Below are 11,973 nucleotides of genomic sequence, written 5' to 3' on the forward strand. Positions count from 1 at the left end.
TATAAGTGATTTCAGTAGCTTGTCAGATAATTTATGATCTTGGTCACGAAAAGGGGGCAAAAGGGACTCACATCTCGATGCCTCTTCGCTGCGCACTGAAGTAGACATTCCCGCCCACATGCGCGCATCCACCCCACGTAGTGTCGCGGTAGAAGAACACTCATCAGCCAAATGCCTTGGGGGAGAGCACGTGACTGACATGCAAACCGAGATGCAGTACCGCAGGTACGCGAACACCGGATTGGGGGAGTGGGTGCCGGAGATCGGCGCAGGATTGAGTCACGCACCCGATAGCCAAGCGGCCCCGGGCCAATCCATTGCCGCTGTTGACTCGGCCGGCCCGTCCGGCTTCGCCGACCCGGTTGTCTTCGCCCGTCCGGCTGACCCAGCCGCTACAGCTGGACCGGTTGATGCAGCGGAATTACCGCATGGACAGGGGTCACGAACGCTCGACCGCATCGACATTGTGCGGCCGGTGAAGGCACCGCCGCGGCAGGGGTGGCGGAAACTTGTGCACGGGGCGACGGGCGGCAAGGTCAACCCGGGCCAGTCGCTGCGGGAGCAGCAGCGGGCGCGGGTCACCGAGGCGATCCGCACGCCGCTGCGCGGGGATTACCGGATTGCGGTCATGTCGCTCAAGGGCGGGGTAGGAAAGACCACCACCACGGTCGCCTTGGGGTCAGTGCTGGCTCAAACGCGCGGGGACCGAGTGATCGCCATCGATGCAAACCCGGACTTCGGCACACTCGCTCAGCGAGTGGCCGCACCGGGCCCGGCGACGATTCGAGATCTGCTCGGCGCAGAGGACACATCGAGGTACCCGCAGATCAAAGCATTCGCGACACAGGGTGCGTCTCGCCTGGAAGTGATTGGCAGTGAACGTGATCCTGCAGTGTCCGAGGCCTTCAGTGAGGATGATTACCGCCGCGCGGTGGATATCCTCCAGCACCATTACAACCTCATCCTGACAGACTGCGGCACGGGGTTGATGCATTCGGCAATGGCGGGCGTTCTGGATTTGGCTAATACGCTGGTCCTCGTTTCCTCACCGGCGTTGGACGGGGCACAGTCGGCCTCGGCCACCCTGGACTGGCTGGAACTGCATGGTTACGGCCGTCTGGCAGCGAACTCTGTCGTGGTGGTCACTGCACCGTCCTCGCCGAAAGCAGCAGTGAACATGGATCGTGTGATCTCGCACTTCGCCGCCCGCACACGCGCCGTTCAAGTTGTGCCGTACGATCCGCATCTCGCAGAAGGGGCCGTGGTGGATCTCGAGCGGCTGCGGCCAAACACGCTGCGCGCGTACCGGAATTTGGCGGCGACGATCGCCGTCGATTTCGGGCAATGGCACAAGCACGCGAGGTGATCCTGTAGTTACGAGCAATCGAGCAACGGCGGATCTTCGGGCTTTCTAGACTTGTGCTCATGCGCGTCGCGATGATCTCAATGCACACCTCTCCGCTCGAGCAGCCGGGCTCCGGCGATGCGGGCGGAATGAATGTCTACGTGCTCAACCTCGCACGTGAACTCGCCGCAACTGGAATCGAGGTGGATGTCTTCACCCGGGCCACACGGCCGAGCCAAGGTGAGGTGGTCCGCGTCTGTGACGGGTTGCGGGTGGTCAATGTCGTGGCCGGCCCGTACGAAGGGTTGGCAAAAGAGGAGCTTCATACTCAGCTAGCAGCCTTCGCTGGCGGTGTCGTGCAGTTCGCCCGGCAGGAAAACCGCGATTATGACCTGATCCACTCCCACTACTGGCTCTCCGGTCAGATAGGGTGGCTGCTGCGTGATCTGGCGCGGGTACCCCTGATCCACACGGGGCACACTTGGGCGGCGGTGAAGAATGCGGCGCAGAAACAAGCGGGCGGCGATTCACCCGAGACAGAGGCGCGCAGGATCTGCGAGCAGCAGTTGGTGGACAATGCGGACGTGCTGGTGGTCAACACCGAAGATGAGATCGACCAGTTGAGCCACCACTACGATGCCGATCCCTCGCGCATCCGGGTTGTCACTCCGGGCGCGGACACGCGCCTATTCACCCCCGGAACGAACCGCAACACGGAGTTGGCGCGGCGTCACCTGGGTATTCCGCTGGACAGCCAGGTCGTGGCGTTCGTCGGACGTTTGCAGGAGTTCAAGGGGCCGCAAGTGCTTTTGCGGGCGGTCGCCGAAATCGTGGAGCGGGACCCGGAGCGCAACTTGCGGGTGATTCTGTGTGGTGGGGCGTCGGGAAGCGATTCGTCCGTGGATTGCTACCGTGCGCTCGCGCACAAGCTGGGCTTAAGCCGCACCGTGCGGTTTTTGGGCCCGCGCCCGCCGGAGGAATTGGTGGACATTTACCGGGCTGCGGATCTGCTTGCGGTGCCTAGCTACAACGAATCATTCGGCCTTGTCGCGGTCGAGGCGCAGGCCACCGGTACTCCGGTCGTGGCTGCACGGGTAGGCGGGTTGCCGCTCGCCGTTGCGGACGGGGAAACGGGTGTGCTTGTCAGCGGGCACGAGGCAGAGGCGTGGGCCGACGCGATTGCGGGCCTGCTTGACGACGACGTCCGGCGCCTCGCCATGGCCGAAGCCGCAGTCGCCCGCGCCGCACGGTTCAGTTGGTCCGAATCCGCTGCGAGCCTGGCGCAGGTGTATGAGCAGACGCGCGCAGGCTTTCAGCCGGCGACGGAGCGCCGGCGCGCCACGGGCGACTAGTAGCTTTTAGTTGTAACCGAGCTCGTCGAGCGCCCAGTTCAGGCCGGCGCCGGCGATGTTGTCGGCGTGAGCGGATGCGTAGGACCCGACGGCGTTGTTGAAGCTGTGAGCCGCATCGCCGACCTCTGCGGGAGTGGCCTCGCCGGCAGCGAGGGCAACAGCGGCGGAGACAGCGAAGGTCTGCGTATCGCCGGCGATGGCGGCTGCGTCCTGCTTCGCGGCGTTGACAGCAGTATCGAACTGCTGCTTCGGCGTGGGCGGGGTGAGCTGTTCTGCGGTGAACGAGGGGTTGTTGTCCAGCAGATACTGCTCGATCTCGGCATTCTCTTCAGCGGCGGGGACGAAGTCGGCGCGAATATCCCCCGGAGCAGCCGGCGTGAACTTCTCGTTGACCTTGCCGTCGGGAATGTCGTATCCGCTTTCGATCGCACGGTCGGCGCGTTGGGCAGCACCGAGTGGGCCCACACCCATTGATGTCATGCCCACGATCTGGCCATTTGACGGATCGAAATTCACCCCGCCGGAATCGCCCGGGGCGTAATCGAGCCCCCAGCTCCACACGGTTTCGGAGGTGTACAGCAGTTGGACGCCGCACTTCCGGCTTCCCACGGAACCGTCCTTGCACAGCGGCTGGCCGAAGTTGTCCAGACGGAACTCGCCGGGAGCGAGAGTGGGGTAGTCGCGGACCCCGGTCAAGTGAACTGGTCTGCTCGGCTGGCCGCCGAAGCGGTCCCGGGATGCCGCGGCACCGTCGACCGGTGTCGAGGGATCCAACACGACTACTCCCCAGTCCGTGGAGTTGCGGGCTTTGCGGGTGGCCACTGATAAGCCGTCGTACCCGCCGGGAACGTTGACCGTGCGCACGAGACCGACTGTTCCCACTTTCTGGTAGCCGCCTCGGACCGGGGCGTAGACATCTTGCCCCATAACAACGCCCTGATCCGACACGCCTGCCAGGCAGTGCCCGGATGTGAGCATGATCCGCTGTGTTCCGCCGTTTTCTAACGTGACATCGCCGACCGGCCCTTGCGAACACACCGTGGTGAACGTCTCCGGGTGAGTGCGCACCCCGGTCGATTCAAGGACGCTCGGCTGATCCGGGCCGAATGGGTGCTCCTGGTCGTACGGGCGGACGCGCATCGGTGCTCCCGGAGCGGCGGTGGCGCCTGCCGGGGTCTCTCTACTGGTACCGGGATCCGGTGCCGCCTGAGCTACTGGAATGGTGCTCAGTACGAGACTGAGGAGGGCAACTGGAGAAAGGATTCGACGCACGATCACACAAGTGAATGTAGAACACTTCGGTCACTTCCGTGGCACGGCAATCCTGTGAATCGTGTTGTTCCAGTTGAGGCCACAGAACACTCATTTTTGGCAGCGGAAGGCGCGCGAAACTGGCATGCTGGAGGCCATGAGCAATGGAAAGTTGATCCTTGTCCGCCACGGTCAAAGCAAGTGGAACGAATCCAACCAGTTCACCGGATGGGTCGATGTCGACCTGACCGAAAAAGGCGAAGCTGAAGCTGTCAACGCAGGAAAGCTGATGAAGGAAAAGGGGATCCTCCCCGACATCGTTTTCACTTCCCTGCTGCGCCGAGCTATCCGTACCGCCAACATTGCCCTCAACGAGGCTGACCGGCACTGGATCCCGGTCGAGCGCAACTGGCGTCTCAATGAGCGTCACTACGGCAAACTGCAAGGCCTGAACAAGGCTGAGATCCGCGAAGAATTCGGGGAAGAGCAGTTCATGGAATGGCGCCGTTCCTACGACACTCCGCCCCCGGAGATCGAACCAGACAACCAGTACGCGCAGACCGATGACCCGCGCTATTACTTCCTGCCTGAGGTGCCCCGCACCGAGTGCCTCAAGGACGTGGTGGAGCGTTTCACTCCGTACTACATCGACTCTGTTCTGCCGCAGGTGCTCGCCGGAAAGAACGTCATGATCGCCGCGCACGGTAACTCTCTGCGCGCTCTGGTGAAGTACCTGGACAACATTTCCGACGAGGACATCGCCGGCTTGAACATCCCGACGGGTATGCCGCTGGTTTACGAGTTCGACGCTGACGGCAACGTGATCAACCCGGGCGGCACCTACCTCGACCCGGAAGCTGCGGCCGAAGGCGCAGCTGCAGTGGCAAACCAGGGGAATAAGTAGAACGCTTCGTGAGCACCGTGACCGCTTTTCTTGCGGGAGCGTTGGTATCTGCCCTCGCCGCAGCTGGAGCCGGCTGGTTCCGTCAGCGGCGGGGGCGAAACCGTGCGCAGGCGACTGTCGACGACACGAAAGTCCGCACGGTCAGCCAAATCCTGCATTTAGTCATCCAAGGGTCGCCGACCGGTATCACCGTTGTCGACCGCAAGGGTGAAGTGATCCTGTCCAACTCGGCAGCGCACCACATGTCCATCGTGCACGACCGCACCTTGAACCCGGAAGTGTGGAACGTGGGCAAGAAAGTCTTCCAAGACAAGGAAGCGCGCGTTTTGGACATGAATCTGAAGCACCGGTTCACCGGGAGCCGCGTGAACAATGTCAGCGCGGTGGCCCAGCCGCTGACGCTGTCCGAATCCGACTACATCATCGTTTATTCCATGGACGAGTCGGAGAACGTGCGTATGGAAGCCGCGCGCCGCGACTTCGTGGCCAACGTGTCGCACGAGCTGAAAACCCCTGTCGGCGGCATGTCTCTGTTGGCTGAAGCGCTGCTGGAAGACCCAAGTGACCCCGACTTGGTCACTTATTTCGGCGAGAAGCTGCTGGGAGAGGCACGCCGGATGGGTGCGATGATCACCGACCTGATCAATCTGTCGAAGCTGCAGGGTGCAGAAGCTTTGCCGGAAATGGCGCCTGTGCGCGTGGACGACATTATCGACGAGGCGGTGGAGCGTAACCAGCTCTCAGCGGAAGGCCACGAGATCGAGCTGACCCGCGGTGAGCGTTGCGACACGCACGTGATGGGTGACAAGTCGATGCTTGTCACTGCCTTGTCCAATTTGATTTCCAACGCGATCAATTACTCGCCGAAAGGCCACCCGGTGAGCGTGACCCAGAAGGTCGTGCGGGATTCAGTGGTTCTTATCCGTGTGACCGACCGCGGCATCGGCATCGCACCAGAGGACCAAAAACGGGTGTTCGAGCGGTTCTTCCGGGTGGACAAGGCTCGTTCGCGCCAAACCGGCGGGACGGGGCTGGGATTAGCCATCGTTAAGCATGTGGTGGCAAATCATGGCGGTAATATCAAGTTGTGGTCGCGGCTTGGAACAGGGTCCACGTTCACGATCGAACTGCCGGTCTTCGCCCCGGATAAGCTCGCATCAGCGGTGGTCCCGACCGAGATTGCGGATTTGGACGGCTCCGTGAGCGGAGACGAACCGGGCACGCAGAAGGCCCGCCGGGTGAGCCGCACAGCAGCGCACCCGCAGGACCATGAAGGCTAGCGCAGGCTAGTGAAGGCTAGAGAAGGTTAAGGAATCGCACATGACAACGACCATCCTGATCGTCGAAGATGAGGAATCGCTGGCAGATCCGCTCGCTTATCTCCTGGAGAAGGAGGGTTTCAACGCCCTCGTCGCTGCAGATGGCCAAACTGCTCTCACCGACTTTGCCGCTAACAACGTGGACCTAGTGCTGCTGGATCTCATGCTGCCGGGCATGTCAGGTACCGACGTGTGCAAGAAATTGCGTGCCACGTCCGACGTTCCGATCATCATGGTCACTGCCCGCGATTCCGAGATCGATAAGGTGGTCGGGCTTGAGCTGGGTGCGGACGATTACGTGACTAAGCCTTATTCGACCCGCGAGCTCATCGCCCGTATTCGGGCGGTGCTGCGCCGCCGCTCCGACGTGGCTGAGCCGGAAGCCGAGGCCCCGTCGGACAATGTGCTAGAGGGCGGGCGTGTCCGGCTTGATGTGGAGCGCCACACTGTTTTTGTCGATGACACTCCGGTTCCGATGCCGCTCAAGGAGTTTGACCTGCTTGAGTACTTGATGCGTAACACCGGCCGCGTTCTTACCCGCGGCCAGCTCATAGACCGGATCTGGGGGTCCGACTACGTGGGCGACACTAAGACCCTCGATGTGCACGTCAAACGTCTGCGCACGAAAATTGAGAAAGAGCCGTCGCGCCCGGAGCAGCTCATCACTGTCCGAGGCTTGGGCTACAAATTCGAGGCCTAAGCGTCGTTTTTCGCCGCGGTCGCCGGGTGGACTGACTTCGCTCCCGCCGGCAGGCCCGCGCGCGCTCGGCAGTGCTTTTCGACGATCGCGTACGGCTTCTCGCCGATTAGCTGGACGAGCTCGTCCCGCATTGACTGCCACACCGGCGTGGAATTACCGGAGTGGCAGACAGGGTCGTTGGTGCACCACCAGTCGAAGTCTTCGCCGCCGTCACCCCACTGCCGGCGGTCGTATTCGCCGATGGTGGTGCGGAGGATCTCCTGGCCGTCGCTACGCTCCTGCCACTCGTCTTCCCGGGAGAACGGAACCTGCCAGCACACCTCAGGTTTTGAGCCGATGATGTTGCGGCCCTCTGCCATGGCCCATTGGTGTAGGGCGCATCCGGGGCCGGTGGGGTGGCCGTGGCGGTTAGCGAAGATGCAGGCACCGTCCACGACGAGTGTTTTCAGTGAGGGCTCTTCTTCGTCATCGTCCCATTCAAGGTCCCATTCAAGCCATGGTTCGAGTTCCACCGGGTCGGCTGCGGCGATGTAGCTGTCCACGTCGTTGGGGCGCAACTGCCAGTACTTGGCGGGCATTTCGGCGACGGCGTTGTACAGGTCATCCCGATCGTGTTCGTCCGACAGGTATGCGCCATGAATGCAGCACCCGACAACCGGCAGCTCGCTGGAAATACCTCGGCATTCAGGTGTGCCGAAGCGGCATGACCAGGTGGATTCCAGCCACGTCAGGTCAATACTGAAATAGTGGTGCGGGTCGTCGGGGTGGGTGAATTCGAGCCATTCACGGGGAAAATCCGGGGGCAGTTCGTGCCCGGCTCGGATCGATTTTCCCGCGGGAGAATCCTTCGGAAAACCCAGAAATACAGGTTGGTTCACACTGGACCACGGTAGACGGTCTAGTGTTGATTCTGTGCGACTAGGTGTATTGGACGTGGGCAGCAACACTGTCCATCTCGTGGCGGTAGATGCCCACAGTGGCGGACGCCCGACCCCCATGAGCGACTGGAAGCAGCCTTTGCGGCTCGTGGAGATGCTGGACAAAAATGGTGCCATCGATGACAAGGGTGTCAAGAAGCTGACGGAGGCTGTGCAGGAAGCTGCCGATCTGGCAGGTAACCTGAAGTGCGAGGAATTCCTCGCTTTCGCGACATCGGCCGTGCGATCCGCAACGAACTCCGACGACGTGCTTGATCACGTGGAGAAGAAGACCGGTGTTCGACTGCGCGTGCTCTCGGGTGAGGACGAAGCTCGCCTGACCTTCTTAGCCGCGCGCCGCTGGTACGGCTGGTCAGCTGGCCGCATCACCAACCTGGATATCGGCGGCGGCTCACTGGAAATGTCCACCGGCACCGACGAGGTGCCCGATGTGGCGGTCTCTCTGGATCTGGGGGCCGGGCGTTTGACCCACGAATGGTTCGAGACCGACCCGCCGGAAAAGAAGATGGTCAACACTCTGCGGGATTACATTGATGCTGAGCTGTCCTCCGTGGCGGACGACTTCCTCGACCAGGGTGAAGCCGGGCTCGCGGTGGGCACCTCCAAGACTTTCCGGACACTTGCGCGTTTGACGGGTTCCGCCCCTTCTTCGGCTGGGCCATACGTCAAGCGCACGCTCACCGCACCTGGCTTGCGCCAACTGATCGCTTTCATCACCCGCATGACGGCATCCGACCGTGCGGAACTGGAAGGGGTCAGCTCCGACCGCTCCCACCAGATCGTTGCGGGGGCCCTCGTGGCGGAAGCGACGATGCGTGCCCTTAATCTTGATAAGTTAGAGATCTGTCCGTGGGCGTTGCGCGAGGGCGTGATTCTCCGGCAGATTGATAAAGGTCAGAACTAAGGAGACGACGAGATGGCTGATAAGCAACTGACCGTTGCGGAGTTGATGGCCCGGGCACAGCAGGATAACCCGGATGCCCAGCCGCGCCGCCGTCGTCGGCGCAGCCTCGACGAGGGCGGCGTGTCCGTCGCCGAGTTGACGGGATCCCTCAAAGCTGTCGATGCCCGCCCCGCTGAGGTCAAGCACTCTTCTGTCCCGATCGACTCGGATGCCAAGCCAGCTGATCCCGCTCAGCCTGCACAGCCCCCACAGCCGTCGCAATCCGCTCCGTCCACGCAATCCGCTCCGAAACCAGCCGCGTCCAAGAAGATCGACGTGAAGCCGGAAAAGGCCGCACCGGAGAACAAGACGACCACGACCACGCAGGCTGAGAAGGCCGCACCGGCCCAGCCGAAACCGGTCGAGAAGCCTGCAAAGCCGGCGGTGAAGTCACCGGTCCCGGAAAGACCCGCCCAGCCCATGACACAACCGAAGGCGGAGGCGGCATCCCGTGACAGCTTCAAGGCAGTTGCGCCTCAGCCGTCGAAGACGGAACAGACCGGCCAGATCAGTCGGGTGGTTTCTCTCGGTGACCGTCCGGCAGCGGATCAGTCACAGCAGGGCGGGACGTTGACCAAGGAGAGGGGCGACGTCGCTAAGCCTGCCTTCCGTGAGCCTGAAGCTGACTCGGAAGTCACGCAGGAAAGCCCGGTGGTGCGCGACGAGCACTTGCCAGAAGAGCCGGTGTACCGCAACGATGCACCGGCCGAGGTCGAGGACAACAGCGTCAACCCGATCATGCTGGTCTTGCTCGTGTTCGCCGGCCTCGTCGTCGGTGTGCTGATGTTCCTCGGCTTCCAGTACCTGTGGTCCTCGCTGAACCCGTTCCTCGCCGGAGTTCTCGCGCTTGCTGTGACAGGCGGTGTTGTGATGCTTGTCCGCGCAATGAAGACGGGGCGGGATGCGCTGACGATGACTCTCGCCGCGCTCGCCGGCGCCGCGATGACGTTCGGCCCCGCCCTCGTCACCGCTGTTTAACGGCGTTGCCGCGGTAGCCTCCTGCGGGGCTGCTGTGGCACTCTTGGGTGCATGAGCACCTCCATCGCAGTCATTGGTGCCGGAAATATCGGGGAAGCCCTGATTTCCGGCCTTGTTTCTTCCGGCGTCAACCCGGAGACCATCACGGCGACGAACCGCACGGAATCGCGCCGGGAAGAACTAGCGCAGCGCTACGGCGTTATCACCACAGACGACAATATTGAGGCGGTGACGGATGCGGAGGTCTGTTTTCTCTGTGTGAAGCCGTACGCCGTGGCCGAGATGATCGAGGAATTGTCCGAGGCAATCGCGGCTAATGACACGTCGACGGTTCTTGTGTCGATGGCGGCGGGTGTGACGCTTGAAGCGATGTCGGACGCGGTGCACAGTGCGGGAACTCCGCTCGCGCGCGTCATGCCGAATACCCCGATGCAGGTGGGCAAAGGTGTGTGCGTCGTCTCCTTCGGCCGGTTCGTGGAAGACGATCAACGGGAGTTGGTCACGGACCTGCTGGGAGCGACAGGCGAAGTTGTCGTCGTGCCCGAGAAGCTTATCGACGCAGCCTCGGCCATCTCTGGCTCCGGCCCCGCCTACTTCTTCCTTGTGGCAGAGGCTCTCGTCGATGCGGCTGTCGGCCTCGGCGTGCCCCGCGACACCGCCGCAGTTCTGGCATCCGCTACTGCGGAGGGGGCGGGGGCGATGCTCGCACACTCCGGCAAGACCCCGGTGGAGCTCCGTGTTGGGGTGAGCTCCCCGGCCGGTACAACGGTGAAGGCAATCCGGGAACTGGAGGAATCCGGTGTCCGCGGCGCGTTCTACCGTGCGACGGAAGCCGCGGCTGCACGCGCGGCTGAGATGGGCAAACAACGCTAGAAATTCTTTCCCCGGTTCGCCGGCTCATCGGCTCGCTGTTTGAGCTGGCAGTGGAGTCAGCGATTCCAGAGAGCCGAGAGGGAACTGTGAACAAAGTTAAGGTTTTCCGGCTATTGAGTCGCATGTGACACGGGTTTCACGCTAGGCTGTTCTAGGCACGTGCGTGTACGTCCTGTGGGAGGGGAAGCCTACAGCGCGCCACAGTGCTGGAGGATGATTGAACACATGGCAAATGAAGATAAAGGCAAGTTTCTGACGGTGGCCGAAGTGGCGGAAATCATGCGTGTTTCCAAGATGACGGTGTACCGCCTCGTCCACTCCGGTGAGTTGCCGGCAGTGCGCGTTGGCCGCTCGTTCCGCGTGAACGAGACCGCTGTCAGCGAGTACCTGGAATCCTCCGTCTACGACGTGGGATAAGCCGGCTGCCCGGCCTTTTACAGTGGCGGTCCGCGCCGACAACCTGAAAAAATCGACATACCCCCGCGACCGGTTCTTCTGCAACAGTAGGTCGCAGCTGTTTCCGGGTTCATGCTCGGGAAAACGGTGTTGATTTTCTCAAGGCATCTGGCGCGGGCCGCCGCTGTTGTGTGCACGTGTGTCTCAAGGCGTGTTTTCGGGCGCGGTCGTGTCGAGGACCAGCCGCGGCGGGCGTGGATCCGCCGGGGTTGTTTTTGGTTTTGCCCAGCCAGGACGGTAGAATTTGCGCAGTATTCGTGCCGTGCACGCTGGGCTGCCCGCCTAGCCTCGTTCCGGGAGTGCACCCCGGACGCGCCGCCGGTCCAGGTGGCGGATGCGGTAGGGAACTGTACGTACGACAGAGGAAAAGTGAGGAAACCTGATGGGTTCTGTGATCAAGAAGCGCCGCAAGCGCATGTCCAAGAAGAAGCACCGCAAGATGCTGCGCCGTACGCGCGTTCAGCGTCGTAAGCTCGGCAAGTAGAGCTTCGCCGCAGGCCGCGCATTGACGGCCTTCATAGACGCACCCTTTCGCCGTGTTCGCCCCACTCGGGGCGCGCGAGGCGGGAGGGTGCTTTGCATGAGGATGCGCGCCAGTTCCTGGACAAGGTCCACAACTCCAAGCTCATTCTGCTTGGCGGCCTGACCCAGCGCGAGCACTTTGAGAAGGGCTACAACGAGGGCTTCGAGTTCTTCGAAATCGGCCGCGCACTGCTGCGCGAGCCGGACATGATCCAGAAGATCCAGGAGAAGCCGCAGTACCGCACGCTGTGCGACCACAATAACTACTGCATGCCGTCCGTCTTTGGTAAGACGCACTGCATTTACTCCCCGGACTACGCCATGAAGGCCGAGGACCGCGAGATTCGCCCGGCTGAGACCGCGGGCGCCTCCGAGCGGATCGAGGACTAAGA

At 62.2% G+C, this 11,973-nt stretch carries 13 protein-coding genes; 11 read left to right on the forward strand and 2 right to left on the reverse strand.

The features are described 5' to 3' along the window. The first annotated feature begins 190 nt into the window (after window positions 1-190). The gene (locus QYQ98_RS06935; protein ID WP_302006151.1) at window positions 191-1,366 is read left to right on the forward strand and encodes a MinD/ParA family protein; all 1,176 of its coding nucleotides are present in this window, start codon (window positions 191-193) and stop codon (window positions 1,364-1,366) included. A gap of 59 nt (window positions 1,367-1,425) precedes the next feature. Beyond that, window positions 1,426-2,697: a D-inositol-3-phosphate glycosyltransferase gene (mshA, locus tag QYQ98_RS06940; RefSeq protein ID WP_302006152.1), complete on the forward strand. Its 1,272-nt coding sequence runs from the start codon at window positions 1,426-1,428 to the stop codon at window positions 2,695-2,697. A gap of 6 nt (window positions 2,698-2,703) precedes the next feature. Here mshA and QYQ98_RS06945 read toward each other — a convergent pair whose 3' ends face one another. Beyond that, window positions 2,704-3,975, reverse strand: coding sequence for a hypothetical protein (locus tag QYQ98_RS06945; RefSeq protein WP_302006153.1), 1,272 nt, complete (start codon window positions 3,973-3,975; stop codon window positions 2,704-2,706). Window positions 3,976-4,105: 130 nt separating this feature from the next. On the opposite strand from QYQ98_RS06945, the gene QYQ98_RS06950 reads away from it, so the two are divergent. Genes QYQ98_RS06950 through QYQ98_RS06960 form a run of 3 tightly spaced genes read left to right on the forward strand, consistent with a single transcriptional unit; the run spans window position 4,106 to window position 6,871 of the window. Further along, entirely contained in the window at window positions 4,106-4,852 is a 747-nt protein-coding gene (locus tag QYQ98_RS06950; RefSeq protein ID WP_302006154.1) for a phosphoglyceromutase, read from the forward strand. A gap of 8 nt (window positions 4,853-4,860) precedes the next feature. Next, on the forward strand, window positions 4,861-6,132 hold the full coding sequence (locus QYQ98_RS06955) for a cell wall metabolism sensor histidine kinase WalK (protein WP_302006155.1): 1,272 nt from the start codon (window positions 4,861-4,863) through the stop codon (window positions 6,130-6,132). A gap of 40 nt (window positions 6,133-6,172) precedes the next feature. Then, on the forward strand, window positions 6,173-6,871 hold the full coding sequence (locus tag QYQ98_RS06960; RefSeq protein WP_302006156.1) for a response regulator: 699 nt from the start codon (window positions 6,173-6,175) through the stop codon (window positions 6,869-6,871). Here QYQ98_RS06960 and QYQ98_RS06965 read toward each other — a convergent pair. Next, window positions 6,868-7,749: a hypothetical protein gene (locus tag QYQ98_RS06965; RefSeq protein ID WP_302006157.1), complete on the reverse strand. Its 882-nt coding sequence runs from the start codon at window positions 7,747-7,749 to the stop codon at window positions 6,868-6,870. The genes QYQ98_RS06960 and QYQ98_RS06965 overlap by 4 nt on opposite strands. A 34-nt stretch (window positions 7,750-7,783) precedes the next feature. On the opposite strand from QYQ98_RS06965, the gene QYQ98_RS06970 reads away from it, so the two are divergent. The 6 genes from QYQ98_RS06970 (at window position 7,784) to QYQ98_RS06995 (ending at window position 11,971) form a co-directional block, all read left to right on the forward strand. Beyond that, window positions 7,784-8,713, forward strand: a complete 930-nt coding sequence (locus tag QYQ98_RS06970; protein WP_302006158.1) for a Ppx/GppA phosphatase family protein — start codon at window positions 7,784-7,786, stop codon at window positions 8,711-8,713. A gap of 12 nt (window positions 8,714-8,725) precedes the next feature. Continuing rightward, entirely contained in the window at window positions 8,726-9,730 is a 1,005-nt protein-coding gene (locus QYQ98_RS06975; RefSeq protein WP_302006159.1) for a hypothetical protein, read from the forward strand. Between the two features lie 51 nt (window positions 9,731-9,781). Then, window positions 9,782-10,603 carry a pyrroline-5-carboxylate reductase gene (proC, locus tag QYQ98_RS06980; protein ID WP_302006160.1) on the forward strand — a complete coding sequence of 274 codons (822 nt, stop codon included), beginning with the start codon at window positions 9,782-9,784 and terminating at the stop codon, window positions 10,601-10,603. 225 nt (window positions 10,604-10,828) lie between these two features. Further along, window positions 10,829-11,020, forward strand: a complete 192-nt coding sequence (locus tag QYQ98_RS06985) for a helix-turn-helix domain-containing protein (protein ID WP_076598083.1) — start codon at window positions 10,829-10,831, stop codon at window positions 11,018-11,020. A 421-nt stretch (window positions 11,021-11,441) separates the two neighbouring features. Next, on the forward strand, window positions 11,442-11,543 hold the full coding sequence (locus QYQ98_RS06990; RefSeq protein ID WP_003855542.1) for an AURKAIP1/COX24 domain-containing protein: 102 nt from the start codon (window positions 11,442-11,444) through the stop codon (window positions 11,541-11,543). A gap of 92 nt (window positions 11,544-11,635) precedes the next feature. Next, window positions 11,636-11,971 (forward strand): hypothetical protein, encoded by a 336-nt coding sequence (locus QYQ98_RS06995; protein ID WP_302006161.1) that lies wholly within the window; start codon window positions 11,636-11,638, stop codon window positions 11,969-11,971. Window positions 11,972-11,973: the final 2 nt, after the last annotated feature.

The organism is Corynebacterium sp. P3-F1, from assembly GCF_030503635.1.
In the GTDB taxonomy this organism is placed as follows: Bacteria; Actinomycetota; Actinomycetes; order Mycobacteriales; family Mycobacteriaceae; genus Corynebacterium.